Origin of the sequence: Streptomyces sp. NPDC094143, from assembly GCF_040303825.1 — a bacterium.
GTDB lineage: Bacteria > Actinomycetota > Actinomycetes > Streptomycetales > Streptomycetaceae > Streptomyces.
This window is the reverse complement of record NZ_JBEOTZ010000033.1, coordinates 37,577-59,651: the sequence shown is the minus strand read 5'-3', so window position 1 is coordinate 59,651 and position 22,075 is coordinate 37,577. Positions and strand designations below refer to the sequence as shown.

Here is a 22,075-nt window from a genome sequence, read left to right as displayed (position 1 = left end):
TCACCATTCGAGAGGGTGACGGGACCACGCGTCGTCGCTGTGGCAGTCGGATCACGATCCTCCACAGCCACGAGGCACTCTGCGTTCGAACGTCCACCGGCGGTGGCAGACTCGGCGCGGTGAGAGCCGACGCTGCACGCAATCTGGAAGCCGTCCTGACCACCGGGGCGCGGATGCTCGCCGCCGACCCCGGCGCGAGCATCGCGAGCATCGCCGCCGAGGCGGGCGTCGACCGGCGTACCGTCTACCGGCGTTTCGCGTCCCGCGAGGTACTCCTGGCCGCCATCTACGCGTCCCGCCTCACGGCCATCGAGCACGCGATCGAGGACGCGCGGCTGCGCGAGGCGCCCGTCGCCGTCGCCCTGCACCGCTACGTCGAGAACATCATCGTCGTCAACCGCGCGTGGCCCGTCGACCTCGCCCGGATGCTCGCCGACGACGCGGTCCGCGCCCGCCGCGACGCCTCCGTCCGCGAGGTCGACGCCTTCCTCGAACGGGCCACGCAGGAAGGGCTGTTGCGCGCCGGCCTCCCTCAGGGGTGGGCGAGCGCGCTGCTGCCCCAGCTGATGCGCCTGGTGTCGAGCGAGATGCCCGGACTGACCCCGGGGCAGGCGGCGGACATCGTCGTCGACACCCTGCTGCGCGGCCTCGGCGCGGCCCGACGCACCGGCGGAGGACGGTCCGGGGCACCGGCCGGGAAGGCACCCCCGGATCGCGTCCCCCGCCGGTGCCCTTCTGTCAGGCCCTGCGCTCCGGCGGCACCACCACCATGCCGACGCCGTCCAGACCCCGGGCCGCGCGCAGGGAGATCTGCCACAGCTCACCGGCGTGGTTGCTGACGAGGATCCGGTCGCCGGCACCGTCCAGAGCGAGGCCCTCGCAGACACCCAGACCGGTCGCCACCACGTAGTCGATCTTCTCGGGCTGGAACACCCGGTGTTCGCCGACCCTGACGGCGACGACTTCCGCCACGCCCTTCTGCAGGAAGTGCCGGTTCTCGTCCGCCATGTCGAAGTAGTTGCCGGCCTGGGCGATTTCACCGAGCGGCCAGGCGATGACCTTCGCATGGCGCGGGGTCGCCGCCTGCGGAGGCGTCCACTGCACGGGCGCCGGTTCCGGGTAGTACAGGGCGATCCACCCGCCGCAGGTGACGGGGATCGCGTAGTCGAAGCGCCTGATCTGCCGCCGTGTGGTGGCCATGACGTCGACCCGGCTGGGCACCTTCAGGCTGAGCGACGAGGTGTGCTTCCACGCGGTGGTCAGCGAACCGCTGACCGACGCTGTGATCCCGAGCATCAGCTGGGCCGACAGCTCCCCGGTCCCCGTGACGGAGCTCGACGCCGTCGTCGTGCCGGTCGCCTGGGTCTGGGACTCGTTGTCGACGCCGACGTTGTCCTTGCTGTTCTTCACCGTGGTCTTCTGGGACTGGCTCAGCGCCATGGCCTTCTGCAACTGCGCCTGCACCGACGCGGTGGCCCTGGCCCCGAAGGTGAGCTGCACGGTGCCCTGGAGGGATCAGCTGATCGTGTTCGAGATCGAGAACTCGACCGTGTCCGTCGCGGTGATCTCGATGGGGTCGGTGGCGTTGACGTAGGTCTGCTTGGACAGCATGTCGGGCGGCGGCTGGATGATGTCGCTCCGCTCCTCGATCATCGGCACGCCCAGATTCATGTAGGCGCGCCATCCGCGCTCGTGTGCGGTGCCTTCCTCCTCGGGAAACCGGCCGTACCGCACCCCGTTGAGGGAGAAGCCCACCGGGGCGATCTGCTCCCCTCCGCCCTCGGGGGTCCTTTTGAGCGCCTCCAGGTTCCGTTTCAGGATGGACTCGGCCTTGGCGGCGATGTCGAGCTCCTCCTGGTTCTTCGTGGTGAGCGGGTGCCGCATGAACACGTCGCCGAGGTACGCCCGGCCGACGGGGTTGATCGCGCTGTCCATGCCCACTTGTCTCAGCTCTCCTTCAGCCGTGTGTGCCCTGTGGTGACGCGGCGTTCGGGACTGCAGGCCGTACAACGTGCGGGGGATCGCGGCGTGCGCGGGACGCACCTCGGCAGGACGGGGACGGTTCGCTCGCCGGACGAGGACGCGCAGCCACGCCTATCGGTCTACAGGGCCGCCTGCGGACCGGACCAGGCGTGTGCCTCGGGCTCAGGGTCAGACGGGGCATGACGGCGCTTCTTGCGATAAGAGGAGCAAGACGCCGTTGCGGCTGCGCTGCGCGGCGAGCAGGGCCCGCCCCGATGCGGATGGTGGGCGGGCCCTGCTCGTGCGCACCATTGTCGGGACCGCTTACCGGCCGGGCCACGAGTGAGATCCGCGGATGTGTGCGCGGCGCGCACACCCCGCGCGCGTGGCCCACCTCCCGCACGCCTCGCTGCACCGCAGGGCGCCGCCGGGTGCCACACCACTCCGGGTCCGGGCACATGGCGCGGCGCAGCCGGGGTAGGGACTGCGTGACCCCGGGTCATACCCACCTGCCTGCGGTGACGATACTGGCAGGCGCACGTGCCCTCCCGCTCACAGATGGACCCATGCCGACATCCGACACCGCCCGCCCCATGACCCCCGCCACGGTGTGGCTGGCGCGCGGCCGCCATGCCTCAGGCGCCGCGGAAGACGTTCTCCGGCGCTCGCTGCAGCGGCGCAAGGACGACCAGGACATCGACGACTTCCTGGAGCTGCCCGAGGCCGGGACCGGCCCCGCCGAGCGGGTCTTCGAGGCCCGCTGGCGGGTCGGCGACGGTGTGACCGTGCGCGCCCGGCTGAGCGTGACGGCCGGGGCGGGTGACCGGCAGGAGTGGCTGCTGGCCGCCGAGGCCGAGGAGCCGTGGAGCGACGACTGGCCCTCCCCCGCCGCGCTGTTCTGGCCGGAGGAGCCGGACACCGCCTGGGACCAGGACGCCACCGCGCGGCTGTCCCTCGGCGCGATCAACCCGCTCCCCAGGGACGACAGGGAGGTCCGGCGTCTGCTGCGCGGCGCGGTGCGCGGCGGGTGGCACATCCATGTGGTCGTCCACGAGGCGATGACCACCGACGAACGCGGCCGGCTGCCCATGGCCCGCTGGCTGCCGCCGGGGCTGCGCCACCGCGTGGTGGAGCACCGCGCCGCACCGCAGCAGTTGCGGGGCCTGAACTGGGCGCTGCGGGACTCCGGCGTGGAGGTGCCGCGCGGCGGTGCCGTCGTACTGCCCGGCACCCCGGCGCCGGAGGGCTACGACGCGCGGGACTTCTCCGTGCGGGCGGTCTTCCTGGACGGCTCGGAGCCGGCCGACCTGGTGGACGCGGTCAGGCGGTTCGCCGCGCTGCCGCGGCCCCTGCCCGACGGCGCCGAGGACGCCCTGACGGCGCTGCGGGAGGACTGGCACCTGCTGACACTCCAGGAGGAGCTGGACCGGCAGCGCGGTCTGGTGGCCATGTACGCCGAGGCGCTGGAGGCCATGACGAAGTCGCGCGACCTGTACCGGGAGGCGGCCGAACGCGCCCACGAGGCGCTGGCGGCCTACCAGGAGACGGCCGCGGCCGCTCCACCGCGCGAGCAGTCGTCCGACGCGGCCCTCGCGTCCCCGCTCCAGCAGATCACACGCACGTTCGAACGCTTCAAGGCGATCCTGCCCGCGGCGCCGCCCCGGGACGACGAGAACGCCGACGCCCGGCAGGTGGGATCCGGGCGGTAGCGCCTTCCCCGCGGGACGCACGTGTGGAACCGCATCCCCTGCAACGGGCCTTCCTGGAGCGCGACGCCTTCCAGTGCGGCGCGTACCCGAGGACCGCCGAGGCCGTCGGGGACGTGATTCCGTGAAGGAGTTCGCCTGCGTCCGTGCCGGGAGCGTCGAGGAGGCCGACCGCCGTGTACGTCTCGCACCCCGGGTGCCCGCGCGCTCGTCTGCTCCACCTGGTGCCTGGCGGCGGTGGTCTCGGCGTACGGCTGGGCGGACCCGTTCGGCTCGTGAAATTGGCAGGTTCGTTCGAGCGGGGTGATGAAGAGCAGGTGGTCATACTCGCTTCCAAGGGAAGAGTGCGGCCGCTTTTGCGCCCCCCGTCGTGTGCGAGCAACGTTACGCCGACCACTACCAGGCGACCCCGTCACGCCGTGCCACTCGGGTGAGCCATCGGGACGACCACCCGCACGGGAAAATCCGCCGACACGACGACATGTCGGGCCCGGCCGCAATACAGCCGCCGGAAACGGGAATCCAGAAGGTGACACCCCGGGTCGCGGCACGCCAGAAGGGGGCAGCCCGTGGATACGACCACAACGGTGATCACGGTGGCCGCGGTGCTCGCGGCCGTCTTCCTCGGCTGCGCCGTCGGCATGCTCGTACGGCTCGTGCGGACCCGGCGCGATCTGCGGCGCGCCGGACTGCCCACGGGACCGCGGTGGGTCTTCTGGGGCGCGGTGCTCTATTTCGTGCTGCCCGTCGACGTGCTGCCCGACCCGGTGTACCTGGACGACATCGGGGTTCTGCTGCTCGCTCTGCGCACCGTTCGCGGCTCCCTCGGCGAACGGGAGCGCAGCACGGCACCCCCGCCCGACCGGCAACCGGCGCGATGACTACGGAAAGTAAGGAAACCAACCACCCGTTCGATTCGTATAAGTCTCTGGAAGCCAAAACGAGTCGGCGGACCGGGTGGCCGCGCCCCTGGACCCCCGCTTGGTCGGCGCAGCACCGACGAGGGAGAGACGATGCAACCGTTCGCGCTCAACTACGCGCGCCCGGCAGTGGAGTTGGACGCTGCCACTCCGTACGTGTACGACGCCGGACTGCAGTTGAACGTGCTCCGCGACGGTCGGGTCGCGGCCTCCGACTTCGCCCTGCTGAGAGAGTTCGGCACCACGACGTCCACCGCAGGTTCCAAGACGCACTTCGACGACTGACCACGGGCCGCCGACGATGACCGTACTGATCCTCACCTGCGAGGAGGACGTGACGGCGGACATGGTGGTCGTGCACCTGAACGCGACGGGGGTCCCCGTGGTCCGCGTCGACCCCGCAGACCTGACCGGGAGCGTCGCGCTGTCCGGGGAGTACGTGCACGGCCGGTTCCGCGGCCATCTGTCCGCCGGGGGGCGGCTGGTGAGCATCGGAGGGCTCCGGTCGGTCTGGGTGCGCCGGCCCGGCGTCCCGGCCGGGCGGGCGGCACAGCCGTCCGCCTGGCTCACCGAGGAGGCCGCGCAGGCGCTCTACGGCATGCTGCGCGGTTCGGACGCACGGTGGATGAACCATCCCGACGCGGCCCGCCGGGCCCGGCACAAGCCCTGGCAGCTGCGGATCGCCCAGCGGTGCGGCCTGCCCGTGCCGGCGACACTCATCACCACGTTCCCGCGCGCCGCCCGGGAGTTCGCCGAGCGCTTCCCGGACCTGGTGGTCAAGCCGGTGTCGGGCGCGCACCCGCAGGATCCGCCGCGGGCCGTGCCGACGAGCCGGGTCGCGCCGGACACGGACTTCTCCGCCGTGGCCTTCGGGCCGACGCTGCTGCAGCGGCGGATCGCCAAGCGGGCCGACATCCGGCTCACCGTCGTGGGCGAGCGGATGCTGGCCGCGCGCAAGGCGGCCGCCGCGGACGCGGAAGCCGACGAGGTGGACGTGCGGTTCGCCGCGCCCGGCTCGCCGTGGCGGCCGGTCGAGGTGCCGCCGCGCGTCGCGGCGGCCGTCCGCTCCTATCTGGTCGAGGCCGAACTGGCCTATGGGGCGTTCGACTTCGTGGAGGACGCGGACGGGACCTGGTGGTTCCTGGAGTGCAACCAGTCGGGACAGTTCGGGTTCGTCGAGGTGGAGACCGGCCAGCCGATCGCCCGCACCATCGCCGAGTGGCTGGCGCGGCCCGTGCCCGAACAGCCGGCGCACCTCAACGGCCTCGACTCCACGCTCCGTTGAGCACCGGACCCGGCACCCGCACCCTCGGGGCCGGGTACCGGTACCGGTGCTGGTGTGGGTCCGGCCGGAGGGTCACTGCGGCCGCGGGCCGGGGAGCATCGCCGTGCGCTGCCAGCCCGTGCCCGGGGAGTGCGGGCGGTCGTAGCCGAGGGACTGTGAGGGCCGCATGACCAGCTCCAGTTCCCTGCTCACACGTTCGGCCTCGCGGCGCACCTGTGCGGGTACGTCGCCGCGCTCCGCGATGAGTCGGTCGTAGATGGGGGAATCCTGGAACACCCGTCAACGTGCCTTTCTGCTCGTCGGCCCCGAGCGGGGGCGAGACTGCGAGTGTAGGCGGCACGGAGTCCCGGAGTGTGAATTCCTTGGGATGACTTGACGCAGGCCGGACATCTGTGACAGGTGTGCGCGGGCCCTCAGGCTCCCGTCGTGGAGCCGGGGCGCACGATCATCAGGACCGTGACCGTGGCCCACAGGAGGTTGAAGATGCCGGTGAACATGGCGAGTTGCGCGGTGGCCCGGTGGTCGACGGCCTGCTCGCCCCTGAGTTGGCCGAGGAGTTCCTCCTGACGCGGCAGGACGAAGGCGGCCAGCACGCCCGCGGCCGCGGCGGTCAGGGCGATGGAGGTGACGAGCCACCCGCTGCCCAGGACGCCCATCACGGCCCCGGTGGCGAGGCCGAGGACCGGCACGCTCACGCCGACGCCGGCGTAGACGCGGCAGATGCGGTGGAGCAGCGCGACCGTGCCGACCGCCGACGGGCCGGGGGCGGCGCCGCCCGCCGGGACCGCGCGCCGGGCCGCCGGCGGGAACATGCTGGCCGCGACGGTCACGGGACCGATCGCGACGATGGCGGCCAGGACATGGAGGGACAGCAGGAACTTGGTCACCGGGGCTCTTTCCACGAAGACGATCGACGGCGCTCACGTTAGGCAGCACCGGCCCGGTCTCCCATGGGCTGGAACGACAGCTTCCAACGGATTCCCGCCAACTCCCCGACCTGCCCACTCATGGCCATGAACGCCTAAATCCCCGGCTCACGGGGCTGGCGGGAATGCGCTTAAGGTGGCGGACATGCACGCTGTGGCGATCCTCGTCCTCGATCACGTGGTGCCGTTCGACATGGCGGCTCCCCAGCAGACGTTCGGCTGGACCCGTCTGCCGGACGGGCGGCCGGCCTACCGGGTCCGGCTCTGCGCCGAGACGCCGGAGGTGCGCGCGGACGGCGGTTTCACGCTGCGCGTCGATCGAGGGCTGGAGGCGCTGGCCGAGGCCGACACCATCATCGTGCCCGGCTGCGCCCCCGACGCCCCCCCGCCGTCCGCCCGGGTGCTGGCGGCCCTGCGGCAGGCGGCCGGGGCCGGCGCCCGGATCGCGTCCGTGTGCGTGGGCGCGTTCGTCCTGGCGGAGGCCGGGCTGCTGGACGGGCTGCGCGCCACCACGCACTGGATGGCCACGGGTGAACTGGCCCGCCGTTTTCCCCGGGTCGAGGTGGAACCGGACGTGCTGTACGTGGACAACGGTCAGATCCTCACCTCGGCCGGTGCGGCCGCCGCGCTCGATCTGAGCCTGCACATGATCCGCCGGGACCTGGGCTCGGCGGTGGCGGCGAACATCGCCCGGATGTCGGTCATGCCGCTGGAACGGGAGGGCGGACAGGCCCAGTTCATCGTGCACGAGCACCCGCCCGTGCCCCGGGGGTCGACGCTGGAGCCGCTGCTGGAGTGGATCGAGGACCACCTGGCGCACGAGGTGACCCTGGCCACACTGGCGGCGCGCGCCGGGATGAGCGAGCGGACGTTCAGCCGTCGCTTCCGGGAGCAGACCGGCACCACGCCGTTGCAGTGGCTGCTGCGGGCGCGGGTGCGGCGCGCCCAGTACCTGCTGGAGAACACCGACCACCCGGTCGAGCGGATCGCGCGGCAGGCCGGTTTCGGCTCCCCGACGGCGTTCCGGGAGCGGTTCCGCAAAGTGGTCGGCACCACGCCGTACGCGTACCGCACGGCGTTCCACGGGAAGGCCGCTGCCCCGGTGGCCCGTTCCCGGACCGCCGGGGCAGCTCCGGGTCCGGGCCCGGGTCCCTGATCTTCAGCCGACCAGCGTCAGGCCGTTCTCCCCGTCCGTGTCCGCGGCAGCGGACCGCTCCTTGGTGAGCAGCAGCACATCCGCCTTGGCGATGGCATCGCTGATGTCGGACGTCCCCATCATCACGCAGAGCGTGTAACTGACGTCGTCCAGTTCGCGTGCCGTCGCCGGCGTGTGCCTCTCCGCCTGAGCGATCCGCAGCGACGCGTACCGCGTCAGCAACTCCCTGACGGCCTTACGGTCCGGTACGAGCACGTAGCGCCCCTCTCTGTGGTTTGCGCTGCGTATGCCCGAACCACGCAGAAACATTCACACCCTTTTCTCAGCAGTGACGGATCTGACGAGAAATGACCGCCAGCTGATCGTCCTCAGGTGAGCTGGCCGCTGTGCAGGGCGGTGTACGCCCCGCCCCGGCGCAGCAGTTCCTCGTGCGTGCCGATCTCCTCGATCCGGCCGTCGCCCATCACCACGATCCGGTCGGCGCCCTGGACGGTGGACAGGCGGTGCGCGACGACGAAGGTGGTGCGCCCGCGCAGCAGCCGGGCCAGGGCCTGCTGGACCAGCGCCTCCGAGCGGGTGTCCAGCGCCGAGGTCGCCTCGTCCAGGACCAGTACCTTCGGGTCGCGGATGAGGGCCCGGGCGATGGCCAGCCGCTGGCGCTGCCCGCCGGAGAGCCGGGCGCCGTGCTCACCGACCAGGGTGTCCAGGCCCCGCGGGAGCCGGTCGACGAACTCCAGCGCGTTGGCGTCGCGCAGGGCCGCCCGTACCGTCTCCTCGTCGGCGTCGTCCATGCCGTAGGCGACGTTCTCACGGACGGTGCCGTCGAAGAGGATCGACTCCTGCGGCACGACCGACAGGAAGCGGCGGTAGGTGCGCAGGTCGAGGGTGTTCATGTCGGTGCCGTCGAGCAGCAGCCGGCCCGAGGTGGGGCGGATGAAGCCGATGACGAGGTTGAGCACGGTGGACTTGCCGGCGCCGGACGCGCCCACCAGGGCGACGGTCTCGCCGGGCCGCACGTCCAGGGTGAAGTCCCGTACGGCGGCTCGCCCGTCGGTCTCGTAGGCGTAGTCGACGTGCTTGAAGGTGACGGCTCCGCGCAGAGCGGTGAGTTCGGCCTTGCCCTGGTTGTCCTCCAGTTCCGGGGCCTGGAGCACCTCGCCCACCGAGCGGACCGACTCCAGGCCCTTGGTGATGACGGGGGCGAGTCCCACCAGCGTCGTCGTGGAGTTGGTGAGGGTGGTCAGGAAGGCGCTGAGCATGACGACGTCGCCGGGGGTGACGCCCCAGACGCCGTGGTACGAGACGAGCGCCGCGCCGGCCAGGACCAGCACGCCGGCCACGTTGAGGACGACCCAGGCCAGGGAACCGAAGCGGCCGTTGACCAGGTCGAGGCGGAGGCCGGAGGTGAGCAGCCGGTTCAGGGTGCCGTCCATGCGGCGCAGCGCCTTGCCCTCCAGGCCGTGGGCGCGGGTGACGGGGATGAGGCGGGTCATCTCCGTGACGCGGGAGGACAGGGTCTCCACCTCGTGGCGGAAGTGCTCGTTGTGGGTGCGCAGCCGCGCCCGGAGCCGCGCCACGAGCAGGGCGGCGGCGGGCACGACGACGAGGAAGACGGGCAGGAACTCGGGGGTGCGGACGGCGATGATGACGAGTCCGCCGGTGAGCACGGTGGTGGCGCCGAGGCCGATCTCGGCGGTCTGCTGGACCATCTGCTCGACGGTCTCCACGTCCCGGACCACCTTGGCCTGGAGCACACCGGCGCTGACGCGGGAGTGGTAGCCGATGGAGAGCTGCTGCATGCGGGTGCACAGGGCGGAACGCAGGGCGGTGCCCATGCGGCGGACGCTGCCGTACAGCAGGCGGACGTACAGCACGTGCAGCGGGTAGTTCACCAGCAGGATGAACAGGATGAGCCCGGTGCTGGTCCACAGGCGGCTGAGGGGCTGGTGCTGGACGACCGTGTCGATGATGGACGCGGTGACCAGGGGCAGCAGCCAGATCGGGCTGTGCTTGACGGTGAAGACGACGACGGCCAGCACCAGCCGCCGGCGGTCGGCGCGAAACAGGTAGGCGAGGGTGCGGACCGGGTGCTCGCCCCGGTAGCGGTGGTCGAGCGGTCTTTCTGACGACGACGCCATCGGCTCTGGTCCTCCCCGGTGGCCGGACGGATGGTGCGGTGGCAAGCGCTTGCTTCCCGCGCGGTCCCGAAGTACACGAGGGGGCGGCGCAAGCTGTCGCGGGGTGTCCGCAGCGTGGGACCCGGGGCGGCGCTCGTCCGTCCCCGGGTCCCGTGGTCCGCTCAGGCGGCGTCCAGTTCCGCCAGTTCCGCGGAGGTCAGGGCGAGGTCGGGTGCGGCCGCCGAGTCCCGGACGGTCTCGGGCCGGCTCGCGCCCGGGATCGGCACGACCACGGGCGACTTGGCGAGCATCCACGCCAGGCACACCCGCTGCGGGCTCACCCCGCGCGCCTCGGCGATGCGGGCGAACGCTCCGTGGGCCGAGCCCAGTTCGCCGGCCTTCGCGATCCCGCCGAGGGGGCTCCAGGGCAGGAACGCGATGCCGAGCTCGTCGCACAGCCGCAGCTCCGGCTCGCTGGAGCGGAAGGCCGGGGAGAACTGGTTCTGCACGGAGACCAGACGGCCGCCGAGGATGTCCTGGGCCTGCCGGATCTGCTCCGGGCTGGCGTTCGAGATGCCGGCCATGCGGATCTTGCCCTCGTCGAGCAGGTCGCGCACGGCACCGACCGACTCGGCGTAGGGCACCTTCGGGTCGGGGCGGTGGAACTGGTAGAGCCCGATGGCCTCCACGCCGAGGCGGCGCAGCGACGCCTCACACGCCTCCTTGAGGTGGCGCGGGCTGCCGTCCAGCGTCCAACTGCCGTCACCGGGGCGCAGATGGCCACCCTTGGTGGCGACCAGGACCTCGCCGCCGCGGTCGTGGGAGGCGAGGGCCTTGGCGATGAGGGTCTCGTTGTGGCCGACCTCGTCGGCGTGCAGGTGGTAGGCGTCCGCGGTGTCGATCAGCGTCACGCCGGCGTCGAGCGCGGCGTGGACGGTGGCGAGGGAGCGTTCCTCGTCCGGGCGTCCCTCGATGGACATGGGCATCGCGCCCAGGCCGATCGCGCTGACCTCGACGTCACCGATGCGGCGGGTGTGCATGGGCTCGTGACCTCTTCCGGCTGTCGTTTCGGCTGTTCGGGCGATGGTCGACTCCAGCCTGGACGCCCCTCGCCCGGACGTCCAATAGAAGAAGGAGAACGCATTCAGCAGCCACGCAACTGAATCCCTCCCGCCGCCGGCGGCTCCCTTGGCACACGGGGACGAGACCCCGCGTCCGGGAACTCAACTCCCCCAAACGAAACGGCGATGCACCCGGGACCCGGCTCCGTCGCTGCCATGTCCGAGAACCACTTCCCGCGGGGAGTTCTCCGCCCGGCAGCGGATCGAACGGCTCGTGGACAAGGCCTTTTCACCGAGAGCGGCCTGTTCGTCCCGGGCCCGGCCCACCGGGCAGGACGCCCACCTCCCCTGCGGCGACGGCGTGATCACCGTCTCCTGCGGTTCATGTCCATGCCATGGACGCCGAGGCGGTGGCGGACGGGGCTCAGGGGGTAATGATGAGAGCTCAGTTTCCGGCGCCGGGCGGATCCGTTACCGCTTGTGGACGCGACCGAGCTGCGGAACCGCGGTTTCGGGCGCATGGTGGGGCTATGGACGGTCAACCCCCTGTGGTCGTGCAGCCGCCCGCGTCGGACGGCGGACGGCTGGTGACCATCCGCGGTGAGGACATGGGCGTCGCCTACAGCCTGTTCGACGTGCTCGATCTGGTGCACCGCGAGGGCCTGCCCACCGCCGACACGGCGGTCGACGACACCGAGCTGATCGAGTGGCGCGGCGGCGGCCCGTACGACTGGAACAGCGGGGCGTCCGAGGAGGCGTGAGCCCCCGCCCACGGACCCCGGCCCCTCGGCCGACCCGGTCTGTCAGCCGGGCCCGGTCCCGGACCCGGTCCGTGCCGTCCCGGCCAGTGCGTCGAGCCGGGCGCGCTGGGCGGGCGTCAGCTCCAGCCCGGCCGCGGCGACGTTCTCCTCCAGGTGCTCGGTCCGGGCCGTCCCCGGGATCGGCAGGACGACCGGCGAACGGTCCAGGAGCCAGGCGAGCGCGACCTGGGTGGGCGTGGCCCCCAGTTCGGCCGCCACCTCGGCGACCGTCGCCTCGGTACCGGCCTTCCCCCAGGCGACGGGCCGCCACGGCAGGAAGGCGATGCCCGCCGCCGCACACGCGTCGAGCACCGGCTCGTGCTCGCGGTCGAGCAGGCTGTACCGGTTCTGCACGCTCACCACGTCGACGATCTCCCGGGCCCGCGCCAGCTCGGTGACGGAGACCTCGGACAGCCCGATCCGCCCGACCAGGCCCTCGCTCTGCAGCTCCCGCAGCGTGCCCAGCTGGTCGGCGAGCGGTGTGACGGGGTCGACGCGGTGCAGCTGGAGCAGTCCGATGCGTTCCACGCGCAGCCTGCGCAGGGCCTGCCGGACCTGGTCGCGCAGGATCGCGGGCCGTCCGTCGAGCTTCCAGTCGCCGCCTGGGCCGGTGCGCGCGACACCCACCTTGGTGGTGATCAGCAGCCCTTCCGGGTAGGGGTGCAGGGCCTCGGCGAGGAGTTCCTCGTTGGCTCCCCCGCCGTACAGGTGGGCCGTGTCGATCAGGTTCACGCCCAGCGCCACGGCCCGCCGGGCCACGGCAAGGGCGTTCTCACGGTCCGGGCCGGGTCCGGTCGGCAGGTGCATGGCCCCGAAACCCAGCCGGCGCACCTCCAGATCCCCGCCGATACGGAACGTCGATGTCATGGGCGGTGTCCTCCCCCTCGGCTCAAGGGGCCACGCTAACAGCGCAGTTGGTGCGCATCGCGGGGCTGGGGACACGCCGTCCCGCCCCGGGCGCGGTGCGCTCGGCGAGCCGGGTCCGGAGCCCGGCGTTACGCTGCGCGCACACCCTTTGCACTGTTCTGGGAGGTTTCATGGCAACGCGTCTCAACCCCTACCTCAGCTTCAACGGCACCGCCCGGCAGGCGCTGGAGTTCTACCGGGAGGTCTTCGGGGGCACCCTGACCCTCAACTCCTACGGCGACTTCGGCCAGGGCGACACCCCGCACGCCGACCAGATCATGCACGGCATGCTGGAGACGCCCGGCGGCCTCACCCTGATGGGCGCCGACAACCCGCCCGGCATGGAGGTCCCGCAGGGCGGCCCCTTCTCGGTCAGCCTCAGCGGTGACGACGCGGCCGAGCTGCGCGGCTACTGGGAGAAGCTGTCCGAGGGCGGCTCGGTGTCGGTGCCGCTGGAGAGGCAGATGTGGGGTGACGAGTTCGGCATGTGCACGGACCGTTTCGGCGTCCCGTGGATGGTGAACATCGGCAGCCCCCAGGGCTGAGCACCACCACCGGCCGGGGTGCGCCGCCGCTCCGGCGGCCCGATCCCGCCTCCAGTGCGAGGCCGCCGGGCGAGAACGGCCTGGTGCGGCTCGCTTAGCGCCCAGGCCGGCGACGCAGGACACCGCGCACCCTCCCGTGAGCCGCTCGCCGGCGTGTGTCACGCTCTTCCCCTCAGGCAGCGTGGAGAGGCGGCGGCATGCGCATAGGACTGCTCGGCACCGGACCCTGGGCGCAGATCGCCCACGCACCCGCTCTCGGCGGGCACGACGAGCTGGACTTCGCGGGGGTGTGGGGGCGTCGCCCCGAGGCCGCGAAGGAACTGGCCGACCGGCACGGCGTGCGGGCGTACGACGACGTCGACGCGCTCCTCGCCGACGTCGACGCGGTCGCCGTGGCGCTGCCTCCTCAGGTGCAGGCCGATCTCGCCGTGCGGGCGGCGCGGGCCGGGTGCCACCTGCTGCTCGACAAGCCCCTGGCGCCGACGGTCGAGCAGGGGCGGGCCGTCGTCGAGGCCGCCGACACCGCCGGGGTGGCCTCGGTCGTGTTCTTCACGACCCGTTTCCAGCCCGGGCCGCGGGACTGGATCGCCGAACAGGCCGCGGTGCCGGGGTGGTTCACCGCCCGGGCGCAGTGGCTCGGGGCGGTGTTCACCAGCGAGAGCCCGTTCGCGACGCCGTGGCGGCGGGAGAAGGGCGCCCTGTGGGACGTCGGCCCGCACGCCCTGTCCGTGCTGCTGCCGGTGCTCGGCGACGTGCGACGGGTGACAGCGGCGACGTACGGGCCCGGGGACACGGTGTACGCGGTCCTCGTTCACGACCGGGGCGCGTCCAGCACCCTCACCCTGAGCCTGACGGCACCGCCCGCCGCGGCCGGTGCCGCCGTCGAACTCCGGGGAGAGGCCGGGGTCGCGGTCCTGCCGGAGGGGACCGACGGGGCCGTCCCGGCCCTGACGCGGGCCGCGGACGCCCTGCTCGCCGCCGTCCGGACGGGCCGCCCGCACCCCTGTGACGCCTCGTTCGGACTCCGGGTCACGGAGATCCTCACGGCGGTCCAGGAGCTGCTGGACGGCAGCGCAACCGGGGCGCGTTAGGACGTGCGGGCCTCCTGCGGGGGCTCGAAGTTGAGGCGCTCGCGGACCACCGGGAAGCCGGCCTTGGTGAAGTTCGCGGCCATGGGGACGTTGCCCCGGTCCGTGGCGGCGGTGACGAACTCCGCTCCGCGCTCCACGAGGAAGTGGGTGCACTCGGCCAGCAGGTCGTAGGCGTAGCCCCGGCCCCGCTGGTCCGGCAGGACCCCGATGAAGCCGACGCACGGGCCGGAGGGGTTGTGGGCCGGGATGTGGATGCCGGCCATCTCGCCCTGCGGGGTGTACGCCACCTGCCACCACGCGCGTGGTGACGGGCACCAGTGGAAGAAGTCGAGCTCCTCCTGCGCCGCCCGGTCGAGTCCGCCCTGCTCGATGGCCTTGAGCGCGTGGGCGTCGAGGGTGGCGGAGTGGATGCGGCGCAGCGCGTCGAAGAAGACGGCGTCGTCCGGTTCGGCGCGGAACTCAAGGCGACCGGGCCGCTCGGGCAGGCCCTGGCCGGGGGTCCAGCGGTACAGGAGGCGTTCGACGAGGAGGTCGTAACCGGCCTTGCGGGCCGCGGTGACGCGCGTCTCGGCGGCGTCGCGCAGCGCCGGGTCGTCGCGCCAGCCGGCCGGCAGGTTCAGTTCCAGTTCGACCTGCCAGGGGGCGGTGCGCAGGAGCGCGGCGCCCGCCTCCTCCTCGCCTTCCGCCACGTCGAACCAGTTGAGGTTGACGGGCTCGGTGTCGTCGGGACCGCCCCACCAGGCGCCGCGGGCGACGACTTGGCCGTCGCGCAGCGCCACCCGCTTCCAGTCGGGGCGGTGCCGGGTCAGCCGGTGCCCCTCACGGGCGCCCAGCGGGTCGGGCAGGGTGTCGAAGAGTGCGGCGTCGCTCGCGTCGAGCGCGCGGATGACCGGATCGGTCATGGGATGTCCTCCGGGAGGGGATGCTGCGAGAGCGCTCCCGGTCGGTCAGTCGAGGCACGCCGGGACAACGGGGAGGGAGCGCGGGAAAGGTGTGAACTGCACGGCTCTGCCTCCTTCCATCGGCCTCGGGGCGTGGCGGGCCACACGTTACGGGATCACCGGCGGGCCGTCCACGGGTTTCCCGGCCGGGCTCAACCGGCCCTTAAGAGCGGGTTAAGCGAGCCCTAAGGCGCCCAAGTGGGCGGTGTTACGGGGGATTTGTTCGTGACGGACGGGTTGGCTGGGACGCCGCTCCTCCGTAACATCCCAGGCGGTCGGCATGAGAGCGCTCTCATCCGATCTCCCCACCCCGCACAACAGGAGACCCCCACATGACTCCTCGTCATCAGCGTCCCGTCGCCCGCCGTACGCTCCTCGCCGGTCTCGGCGGTGCCGTGGTCGCCGCTCCGGCGGTCGCGGCGCTGGCCCCCCACGCCCTCGCGGAGACCACGCCGGACTCGCCGAAGGCGGCGGCGGCCCTGCCCGTGACGCTCGTCAACGACAGCGGCTCGTTCGGCAACGAGAGCGTCCACGTCTACGTCGTGGGCAACGCCGACGGCCGTCAGGTGCGGCTGCGCCCCGACGGCACCCTCGCCCCGGTGGCCCTGTCGGACAACGGCCCCGACGGCTTCACCGACTACGCGATCCCACTGGCCGGCAGCGGCGAGACCCGGCTGTCCCTGCCGTACATGTCGGGCCGGATCTACGTGTCGCTGGGCGCGAAGCTGAAGTTCAAGGTCGTCACCGACGGCGCCGGCAACCCGGCCCTGCAGTATCCGGCCGGCTGGGTGTCCTCGGACCCCAACTACGGGGTGCTGCACGACTGCGCCGAGTTCACGTACAACTCCGCGGGCATGTTCTGCAACACCACGATGGTCGACATGTTCAGCGTGCCGATGAGCATCCGGCTGACCGGCGCGAAGGACCAGACGACGGGCCGGCTGCGCGAGGGCGGCCGGGCGGCCGCGTTCGCCGCCGTCCGGGAGGTCCCGGAGTTCGCCCGGCTGGTGGTCGACGACACGCGGATCATCGCCCCCGGCCACGGCCTGGACGCCGGGCTGTTCGCCAAGGACTACTTCGCGCCCGCCATCGACGAGGTGTGGAGCACGTACACCGGCCGGGACCTGAAGGTGACCACCAACGCCGGAACGTTCACCGGCCGGGTGCGCGGCGAGCGGTTCACCTTCACCGGGCCCGCCGAGGTCTCCTTCGGCAAGCCGTCCACGCGGGACGTGCTGTTCTGCGACGGCGCCCTCGCCGCCCCCAACGACGGCACGACCGGCCCGGTCGCCGCGATCCTGGGGGCCGGGTTCAACCGCTCGACGCTGCTGGCCTCCGCCAATCAGCCGACGACCGACCCGGCCTCCTTCTACCGGAGCGAGCTGACCAACCACTACGCCAAGGCCATGCACGCCGCCGCCGAGGACGGCAAGGCGTACGGCTTCGCCTTCGACGACGTGGCCGACTTCGCCTCCTACATCCAGGACACGGCGCCCACGGGCTTCCGGCTGACGCTCACGCCCTTCTAGCCGGATCACGGCCGCGCCCGCGCGGTCCCGGCGTGCGGTGGCCGGGCGGGCGTTGCAGCGTGGTGGTGTGGAAGTGACGCGCCGGTCCCGTACGGCCCCCGACCGGGACCGGCCCGGCTGGCTGCGCGGGGCCCCGCCCCCGGGGTGGGCGCGGGTGCTGCCGACAGCGCTGCTGGTGGGTGTGTGCCTGGCGGAGCTGATCAGTCCGGAGCCGCTCGACATCGGCTTCCTGCTGGGCGCCATCCCGCCGCTGGCCGTGCTGGCGCACGGGCCGGTGGCGACGGCCGCGCTCGGGGCGCTGGCGGTGCTCGTGCTGTCCGTCCCGGTCTTCAATCTGGACGATCCCGGCAGCACGGATGTCCTGACCGTGTGCTTCGTGTCGGTGCTCAGTGTGCTGCTGTCGTACGTGCGCAGCCGGCGGGACGAGCAACTGGTCACCGAGCGGGCCGTGGCCGAGGCCGCGCAGCGGGCCGTGGTGCCGCCGCTGCCGCGGCGGGTCGGGCCGGTGGAGTGCGCGGGCCTGTACCGGGCGGCACAGCGCGGGACGCTGGTCGGGGGCGACTTCTTCGACGTACGGGCGGGGCCCTACGGCGTCCGGGCGGTCATGGGCGACGTCCAGGGGCACGGTCTGTCGGCCGTCGCCACGGTCGCCTCGCTGCTGGGGGCCTTCCGGGAGGCGGTGCTGGACCAGCCGGCCCCGGAAGCGGTGGCGGCCCGGCTCGACCGCAGGCTCGCGGTGGACTCGGCGGACGAGCCGCACGCCGAGCTGTTCGCGACGGCGGTGCTGCTCGACTTCTCCGCCGACGCCCGGGTGGTGCGGATCGTGGCGTGCGGGCAGTGCGGCCCGCTGCTGATACGGGACGGGCACGTCGTCGAACTGGATGTCGAGCCCGGGACACCGCTCGGGCTGGGGCTCGCCGAGGCCGCCCCGCCCCGGGTCGTCTCGGTGCGGCTGCGCGCCGGTGACCGGCTCTTCCTCGCGTCCGACGGCGTCACGGAGGCCAGGGACGCGGATGGGGCCTTCTACCCGCTGGCCGAGCGGCTGCCGGGCCTGACCGCCGAGGACCCGGCGGCCCTGGCCGAGCGGGTGTGGTCCGACCTCGTGCGGCACTGCCCGGACGTACGGGACGACGTGACGATGCTGGTGCTGGAGCCGTGCCCGCGGCCCGGGCCCTGACGCCGCCGGCAAGCCGTACGAGCGGTACGTCAGTCCTTGATCGCGCGATCATGGCCGAACGCCGGGTTGAGCAGCCCGATCACGTCGATCGTGTCGCCGCAGACGTCGGCGTCGATGCCGGCCGGGATCTGGACGACGTTGCCGGAGAGGAAGCCACCGCTCTCGTTGGTGATACCGACGGTGCCGTCGTCGTACCGGCGAAGGCGAACAGGGCGGCGCAGGCCGGGCCGGCAGCGGCGGTCACACGTGTGCGCAGGGAGAAGCTCCTGTCAGTCGCGCGGACACGTGTCTCCACCGTGACCGGAAGATCGGCGGCGCGGCATGTGGGCGTCCGCAGGGGGTGCGGGGCGTCCGCGGAGGCCGGGGCCGCGCCCTCCGGATGCACGCCGCGCTCCCGCGGTGAATGGTGATAACGGACCCGCCTTTCAGCACCGGGGCCGCACCAGCGATCCGGACCCTAGGAGCAGAGAACATGTCGACGTCACAGCCTTCCGCGTCCCGGCCGCCCGAGGACAGCACCACCCCGGACCGCCTGCTCCACGCCCGCACCGGCACCGACGTGTCGCCGGAGGATCTCGTCCTGGCCTCGGGCAAGGACCTCACGCCGCACAACCTCGAATGGGCCAGGCGCAAGCTGGCGGCGGAGGGACCGTCCGCGCTGGAGAAACTGCTGCCTTAGGCCGTGTCCGCACGGTCCCCCCGTCCGCCCGGAGGGCGGGCCCCGCGGCGTCCGGTGCGTGCTCTCTGCGTACCGGACCCAGGGTCCCTCGCACCGGCCGTACTCGGGACCGTGCCCGGTGCGGCGAGAGTGCGCGCCGGGCGCCGCGGGGCAGGAGGGACTGTGCGGACGCGGCCTGGAGCCGCGCAGGTGAGGCCACCGCGCGCCCCACGCTTGCGCGCCGGGTGCGGTGGCCTCGGCTGTGGTCGAGCCAACCGGTCGCCGCCGGTGGTTCACACCCTGCCGTCGTCCTCCGGCAGGACGGTGTCGTCCTCCACCACGTGCATGGCGGCCTCCTCCGCGCCCGCCGCGCCGCCGTCGATGCCGACGTCGGTGGCGACGGTCTCCTTCGTGGTGTCCGGGTGGGCGCCCTCGTCCGGGGCGACCAGGCGGCCGGCCCGGGCGGTGCCCGCCTCGGGGTCCACCGGTTCGCCGTCGCTGTCGGGGCTGTCACCCACTCCGTCCCCGAGGGGCTCGGCGGACACGTCGGGGACCTCCTGGGACAGCCGCTGGTCGAGCGTCTCGCCCTCGTGCTGCTCGGCGGCGGTGGTGCCGTGCTTGGTGACGCCGAGGGGCTTCTCCGGCGGGGAGTAGCCCTCGTCGAGGGTTTCGTCGTACGTCCGCTCGTCGACGGCGTCCTGCAGGTCCAGCGGCGCGGCGTCCTCCTGCTCCTCGTTGGTCCCGGTGGGCTGGTACGCATCGTCCGCCATCGGTTCGGGGCGCATCGGTTCCGTGCCCATCACTCCTGCCTCCCTGTCGCGCTGCGTCGACTCGTTCGTCTCGGCTGTCCGTTCCGCGTTTCCCGTAACGCGGGCTCTAACCTCGGCGAACGGCTGGATCCCGCTCTGCCCGGCCGGCGATCGGGAGACGCGGACCACTTCTCCTCGACGCGCCCGAGCCCCCGGCCGGTGTCACACCGCCGCGTTCGGACCGTCCCAGCGGGCGTGCCGCCGCTCGACCATCTCGCGGCTGAGCTGCTCCGTCTCGGGCTCGGCCAGCCGCTCGAAGCCGTTCTCGGTGATGACGGACACGACCGGGTAGATGCGGCGGGTGAGGTCGGGGCCGCCGGTGGCGGAGTCGTCGTCGGCCGCCTCGTACAGCGCCTGGAGCGCGGCCAGGGATGCCTCGCGCCGGGTCATGCCGGGACGGTACAGCTTCTTCAACGCGCCCCGGGCGTGAGGCGATCCGGGCCCCTCGGCGTGGAAGCCGAACTTCTCGTAGCGGCCGCCGGCGACGTCGAAGCCGAAGATGCGGTCCCGCCCGCCCTCCGGTGCCGCGGGGTCGTAGCCGGCGAGCAGCGGGACGACCGCGAGGCCCCGCATGGCCTGGCCCGGGTTGCCGCGGATCACGGCTTCACCAGGTCCAGGGCGAGCCCCACGGATCGGCGCGAAGGCGACGGCGGTGTGGTCGTCGGCGGGGTGCACCTTCTCCAGGTCGCGCTGGGCGATCAGGTTGCCCATCGTCGCGCCGCGTCCCCCGCGATGAGCACGCCGTCGGTCGTAGATCAGGGCCAGCACGGTCGTGCCGTGCGGGATGCCCTCGGCTCGGACGCCGTCCGGCAGGAGGCGACGGGTGCTGAGCAGACCGGGGCGGTGGGCCGCCAGGAACTCCGTGAAGGACGAGGAGCCCGCAGTGAGAAACTCCTCCTCCAGCCGCCCTCGTGCTCGCCCAGCGCCATGCCGTTCCCCCTCGTCCGTGGCCGTCACCCGAGTCCTGCCTGAACCGGCTGGACGGGAAACGCGCGTGCGGCCTCAGGGGCGTGGTGCGACGCGGACGTCCAGGTCCGACACGCGGTGGACGGGCCAGGTGCGGGCGTACGCCGGCGGGGTGCCGCCGGCGGGTGCGAGGTGGGCGACCGGGAGCCGGCCGGCGGTGCGCAGGATCTCCGGCACGGTGGTGTTCTCGTTGTGCCCGGAGGTCGCGCCCGAGGAGCAGCCGGTGTAGTAGCCGATGGGGATCGCCTCGTGGCCGGTGAGCAGACAGGGCGGCCGGACGCCGAGGCGGTGCAGGGCGCCGGCCGTGCGGTCCCAGTCGCGGCGGCTGTCGGTGTTGCGGGACACGGCGCCTTCCAGGACGGCGAGCTGCACGGCCAGGTGCCCGGCCAGGCCGAGCGCGACCAGGGCGGCGGCGACCGGCCGCCAGGTGCCGCCCGGTTTCCTGACCAGGTGCCACAGGGCGTCCGCGACCGGGATCGCCAGCAGGGCGTAGGCCGGCTGGAGGAAGCGGGGAGCGGCGTAGCCGATCATGAACAGATAGGGCACGGCGGCCGTGGCGGCGCAGGCCAGTGGGACCAGGGTCCGTTCCAGGCGGCGGGCCCGGGCCGCGACGGCCAGTCCGAACCCGGCCAGGACGGGCAGGGCGAGCCACCAGACGGTGACCACCGGGTGGGGCACCGACCCGGTGCACGGCCGGCACAGGGCCCGTCCGCCCAGGCTGCGCAGCTGGTCGTCCACGGCGAACTGCCAGCCGAGCCCGCCCTGGATGCGGGAGGCGTCCGAGAGCCGCCGCGCCAGACCGCCGTGGGCGGCCCACGCCTCGACCACCCACGGGAGGGCGCCCGCCGCGAGCCCCGCCGACAGGGCGAGCAGCAGGCGCCAGTGACGGCGTGCCAGGGCGAGCACCAGCAGCGGCACGGCCACCCAGACCGCGTCACCGGGCCGCATCAGCGCCATGAGCACACCGCCCGCGGCGACGCCCCACAGCGAGGCCCGGGCGGAACGTTCCTGCCGGGCGCGCAGGAAGCAGCCCACACTGATCAGGGCGCCGATCGCGACCCAGTAGTTGGGCATGGCCTGTGGGCCGTAGAAGAGGGTCATCCACAGGGAGGCGAACAGGGCGCCGCCGACGACCAGGACCCGGGTCGGGAACAGGCCGCGCCAGGCGCGCAGGGCCACGAAGAGCGCCAGGCCCGACAGCACGGCGAGGTAGACGCGCAGGAGCGGGACGGACTCCGACCAGGACGCGACGGGCGCGACCAGCAGGGAGACGCCCCGGGAGCGCGGTGCGCTGAAGAAGGCCGCCGGGGTGTGGGAGGTGACCTGGCTGACGTAGACGATCTCGTCCCAGCCCAGGCCCAGCACCGGCCGTACGAGGGCGAGCTGCGCGAGGGTGAAGACGGCGGCCAGCGCGGCCAGCGCCCGGTCGCCGCGCTTCCCGCCGGCCGGGCCCGCCGTCGGCGACTGGTCGCGCCGTCGCATACGCACCAGGATGGCGTCCGCGCCGTCGCCCATGTTCC

General features: G+C 72.9%; 23 protein-coding genes and 2 pseudogenes. 12 read left to right on the top strand and 13 right to left on the bottom strand.

The window, feature by feature from the left end; all coding sequences use genetic code 11:
- Positions 1–173: 173 nt before the first annotated feature.
- Positions 174–659: pseudogene (locus ABTZ58_RS31840) on the top strand (TetR family transcriptional regulator); the annotation flags it as partial.
- 79 nt (positions 660–738) lie between these two features.
- Here the strand turns inward: ABTZ58_RS31840 and ABTZ58_RS31835 are convergent.
- The gene (locus ABTZ58_RS31835; RefSeq protein ID WP_351364239.1) at positions 739–1,500 is read right to left on the bottom strand and encodes a hypothetical protein; all 762 of its coding nucleotides are present in this window, start codon (positions 1,498–1,500) and stop codon (positions 739–741) included.
- Positions 1,501–1,515: 15 nt separating this feature from the next.
- Complete coding sequence (locus ABTZ58_RS31830) at positions 1,516–1,941, bottom strand: hypothetical protein (RefSeq protein WP_351364236.1); 426 nt, start codon at positions 1,939–1,941, stop codon at positions 1,516–1,518.
- Between the two features lie 587 nt (positions 1,942–2,528).
- Here ABTZ58_RS31830 and ABTZ58_RS31825 point away from each other — a divergent pair.
- From ABTZ58_RS31825 to tgmB, 4 genes are all read left to right on the top strand, one after another.
- Positions 2,529–3,671 (top strand): hypothetical protein, encoded by a 1,143-nt coding sequence (locus ABTZ58_RS31825; protein ID WP_351364233.1) that lies wholly within the window; start codon positions 2,529–2,531, stop codon positions 3,669–3,671.
- A 566-nt stretch (positions 3,672–4,237) separates the two neighbouring features.
- On the top strand, positions 4,238–4,549 hold the full coding sequence (locus tag ABTZ58_RS31820; RefSeq protein ID WP_351364230.1) for a YkvA family protein: 312 nt from the start codon (positions 4,238–4,240) through the stop codon (positions 4,547–4,549).
- Positions 4,550–4,681: 132 nt separating this feature from the next.
- Entirely contained in the window at positions 4,682–4,873 is a 192-nt protein-coding gene (gene tgmA / locus ABTZ58_RS31815) for a putative ATP-grasp-modified RiPP (protein ID WP_351364227.1), read from the top strand.
- A gap of 16 nt (positions 4,874–4,889) precedes the next feature.
- Positions 4,890–5,873, top strand: a complete 984-nt coding sequence (gene tgmB / locus ABTZ58_RS31810; protein WP_351364224.1) for an ATP-grasp ribosomal peptide maturase — start codon at positions 4,890–4,892, stop codon at positions 5,871–5,873.
- 72 nt (positions 5,874–5,945) lie between these two features.
- Here the strand turns inward: tgmB and ABTZ58_RS31805 are convergent, their stop codons facing one another.
- Together ABTZ58_RS31805 and ABTZ58_RS31800 are read right to left on the bottom strand one after the other, a co-directional pair.
- Positions 5,946–6,149, bottom strand: coding sequence for a hypothetical protein (locus ABTZ58_RS31805; protein WP_311686317.1), 204 nt, complete (start codon positions 6,147–6,149; stop codon positions 5,946–5,948).
- A 137-nt stretch (positions 6,150–6,286) separates the two neighbouring features.
- Positions 6,287–6,760 carry a hypothetical protein gene (locus ABTZ58_RS31800; protein ID WP_351364221.1) on the bottom strand — a complete coding sequence of 158 codons (474 nt, stop codon included), beginning with the start codon at positions 6,758–6,760 and terminating at the stop codon, positions 6,287–6,289.
- 184 nt (positions 6,761–6,944) lie between these two features.
- On the opposite strand from ABTZ58_RS31800, the gene ABTZ58_RS31795 reads away from it, so the two are divergent.
- A complete protein-coding gene (locus ABTZ58_RS31795; protein ID WP_351364218.1) occupies positions 6,945–7,955 on the top strand; it encodes a GlxA family transcriptional regulator in 1,011 nt (336 codons plus the stop codon).
- 3 nt (positions 7,956–7,958) lie between these two features.
- Here the strand turns inward: ABTZ58_RS31795 and ABTZ58_RS31790 are convergent, their stop codons facing one another.
- The 3 genes from ABTZ58_RS31790 to ABTZ58_RS31780 all read right to left on the bottom strand — a co-directional run bounded on the left by ABTZ58_RS31790 (position 7,959) and on the right by ABTZ58_RS31780 (position 11,112).
- Complete coding sequence (locus ABTZ58_RS31790; protein WP_190053115.1) at positions 7,959–8,210, bottom strand: DUF5133 domain-containing protein; 252 nt, start codon at positions 8,208–8,210, stop codon at positions 7,959–7,961.
- A 113-nt stretch (positions 8,211–8,323) separates the two neighbouring features.
- On the bottom strand, positions 8,324–10,093 hold the full coding sequence (locus ABTZ58_RS31785) for an ABC transporter ATP-binding protein (protein ID WP_351364215.1): 1,770 nt from the start codon (positions 10,091–10,093) through the stop codon (positions 8,324–8,326).
- 161 nt (positions 10,094–10,254) lie between these two features.
- Positions 10,255–11,112: an aldo/keto reductase gene (locus ABTZ58_RS31780; protein ID WP_351364212.1), complete on the bottom strand. Its 858-nt coding sequence runs from the start codon at positions 11,110–11,112 to the stop codon at positions 10,255–10,257.
- Positions 11,113–11,663: 551 nt separating this feature from the next.
- On the opposite strand from ABTZ58_RS31780, the gene ABTZ58_RS31775 reads away from it, so the two are divergent.
- Positions 11,664–11,894: a hypothetical protein gene (locus tag ABTZ58_RS31775; protein ID WP_351364209.1), complete on the top strand. Its 231-nt coding sequence runs from the start codon at positions 11,664–11,666 to the stop codon at positions 11,892–11,894.
- A 42-nt stretch (positions 11,895–11,936) separates the two neighbouring features.
- Here the strand turns inward: ABTZ58_RS31775 and ABTZ58_RS31770 are convergent, their stop codons facing one another.
- On the bottom strand, positions 11,937–12,800 hold the full coding sequence (locus ABTZ58_RS31770) for an aldo/keto reductase (protein ID WP_351364206.1): 864 nt from the start codon (positions 12,798–12,800) through the stop codon (positions 11,937–11,939).
- A gap of 170 nt (positions 12,801–12,970) precedes the next feature.
- Between ABTZ58_RS31770 and ABTZ58_RS31765 the strand changes: the two genes are divergently transcribed.
- Positions 12,971–13,384, top strand: a complete 414-nt coding sequence (locus tag ABTZ58_RS31765; RefSeq protein ID WP_351364203.1) for a VOC family protein — start codon at positions 12,971–12,973, stop codon at positions 13,382–13,384.
- A gap of 197 nt (positions 13,385–13,581) precedes the next feature.
- Positions 13,582–14,475: a Gfo/Idh/MocA family protein gene (locus ABTZ58_RS31760; protein WP_351364200.1), complete on the top strand. Its 894-nt coding sequence runs from the start codon at positions 13,582–13,584 to the stop codon at positions 14,473–14,475.
- Here the strand turns inward: ABTZ58_RS31760 and ABTZ58_RS31755 are convergent.
- Positions 14,472–15,377 (bottom strand): GNAT family N-acetyltransferase, encoded by a 906-nt coding sequence (locus ABTZ58_RS31755; protein ID WP_351364197.1) that lies wholly within the window; start codon positions 15,375–15,377, stop codon positions 14,472–14,474. The two genes, ABTZ58_RS31760 and ABTZ58_RS31755, sit on opposite strands and share 4 nt — an antisense overlap.
- A gap of 371 nt (positions 15,378–15,748) precedes the next feature.
- Here ABTZ58_RS31755 and ABTZ58_RS31750 point away from each other — a divergent pair, with 371 nt between their 5' ends.
- The gene (locus ABTZ58_RS31750; protein WP_351364194.1) at positions 15,749–16,945 is read left to right on the top strand and encodes a glycoside hydrolase family 64 protein; all 1,197 of its coding nucleotides are present in this window, start codon (positions 15,749–15,751) and stop codon (positions 16,943–16,945) included.
- A gap of 67 nt (positions 16,946–17,012) precedes the next feature.
- Positions 17,013–18,122 carry a PP2C family protein-serine/threonine phosphatase gene (locus tag ABTZ58_RS31745; RefSeq protein ID WP_351364191.1) on the top strand — a complete coding sequence of 370 codons (1,110 nt, stop codon included), beginning with the start codon at positions 17,013–17,015 and terminating at the stop codon, positions 18,120–18,122.
- Positions 18,123–18,151: 29 nt separating this feature from the next.
- Here ABTZ58_RS31745 and ABTZ58_RS31740 read toward each other — a convergent pair whose 3' ends face one another.
- The gene (locus ABTZ58_RS31740) at positions 18,152–18,250 is read right to left on the bottom strand and encodes a chaplin family protein (RefSeq protein ID WP_502996157.1); all 99 of its coding nucleotides are present in this window, start codon (positions 18,248–18,250) and stop codon (positions 18,152–18,154) included.
- Between the two features lie 344 nt (positions 18,251–18,594).
- Between ABTZ58_RS31740 and ABTZ58_RS31735 the strand changes: the two genes are divergently transcribed.
- Positions 18,595–18,801 (top strand): hypothetical protein, encoded by a 207-nt coding sequence (locus ABTZ58_RS31735; RefSeq protein ID WP_351364188.1) that lies wholly within the window; start codon positions 18,595–18,597, stop codon positions 18,799–18,801.
- A 272-nt stretch (positions 18,802–19,073) separates the two neighbouring features.
- Here ABTZ58_RS31735 and ABTZ58_RS31730 read toward each other — a convergent pair whose 3' ends face one another.
- From ABTZ58_RS31730 to ABTZ58_RS31720, 3 genes and pseudogenes are all read right to left on the bottom strand, one after another.
- The gene (locus ABTZ58_RS31730; protein ID WP_351364320.1) at positions 19,074–19,565 is read right to left on the bottom strand and encodes a DUF5709 domain-containing protein; all 492 of its coding nucleotides are present in this window, start codon (positions 19,563–19,565) and stop codon (positions 19,074–19,076) included.
- A 186-nt stretch (positions 19,566–19,751) separates the two neighbouring features.
- A pseudogene (locus tag ABTZ58_RS31725) lies at positions 19,752–20,492 on the bottom strand (proteasome subunit beta).
- Between the two features lie 99 nt (positions 20,493–20,591).
- A complete protein-coding gene (locus ABTZ58_RS31720; protein ID WP_351364182.1) occupies positions 20,592–22,070 on the bottom strand; it encodes a glycosyltransferase family protein in 1,479 nt (492 codons plus the stop codon).
- Positions 22,071–22,075 lie beyond the last annotated feature (5 nt).

Bases quoted from the DNA above. Each gene is read 5' to 3' on its own strand.
- ABTZ58_RS31760 (WP_351364200.1), top strand. From the start codon at position 13,582: ATGCGCATAGGACTGCTCGGCACCGGACCCTGGGCGCAGATCGCCCAC.
- ABTZ58_RS31785 (WP_351364215.1), bottom strand. From the start codon at position 10,093: ATGGCGTCGTCGTCAGAAAGACCGCTCGACCACCGCTACCGGGGCGAG.
- ABTZ58_RS31730 (WP_351364320.1), bottom strand. From the start codon at position 19,565: ATGCGCCCCGAACCGATGGCGGACGATGCGTACCAGCCCACCGGGACC.
- ABTZ58_RS31795 (WP_351364218.1), top strand. From the start codon at position 6,945: ATGCACGCTGTGGCGATCCTCGTCCTCGATCACGTGGTGCCGTTCGAC.
- ABTZ58_RS31780 (WP_351364212.1), bottom strand. From the start codon at position 11,112: ATGCACACCCGCCGCATCGGTGACGTCGAGGTCAGCGCGATCGGCCTG.
- ABTZ58_RS31765 (WP_351364203.1), top strand. From the start codon at position 12,971: ATGGCAACGCGTCTCAACCCCTACCTCAGCTTCAACGGCACCGCCCGG.
- ABTZ58_RS31770 (WP_351364206.1), bottom strand. From the start codon at position 12,800: ATGACATCGACGTTCCGTATCGGCGGGGATCTGGAGGTGCGCCGGCTG.
- ABTZ58_RS31720 (WP_351364182.1), bottom strand. From the start codon at position 22,070: ATGGGCGACGGCGCGGACGCCATCCTGGTGCGTATGCGACGGCGCGAC.
- ABTZ58_RS31825 (WP_351364233.1), top strand. From the start codon at position 2,529: ATGCCGACATCCGACACCGCCCGCCCCATGACCCCCGCCACGGTGTGG.
- ABTZ58_RS31755 (WP_351364197.1), bottom strand. From the start codon at position 15,377: ATGACCGATCCGGTCATCCGCGCGCTCGACGCGAGCGACGCCGCACTC.
- tgmA (WP_351364227.1), top strand. From the start codon at position 4,682: ATGCAACCGTTCGCGCTCAACTACGCGCGCCCGGCAGTGGAGTTGGAC.
- ABTZ58_RS31750 (WP_351364194.1), top strand. From the start codon at position 15,749: ATGACTCCTCGTCATCAGCGTCCCGTCGCCCGCCGTACGCTCCTCGCC.
- ABTZ58_RS31775 (WP_351364209.1), top strand. From the start codon at position 11,664: ATGGACGGTCAACCCCCTGTGGTCGTGCAGCCGCCCGCGTCGGACGGC.
- tgmB (WP_351364224.1), top strand. From the start codon at position 4,890: ATGACCGTACTGATCCTCACCTGCGAGGAGGACGTGACGGCGGACATG.
- ABTZ58_RS31735 (WP_351364188.1), top strand. From the start codon at position 18,595: ATGTCGACGTCACAGCCTTCCGCGTCCCGGCCGCCCGAGGACAGCACC.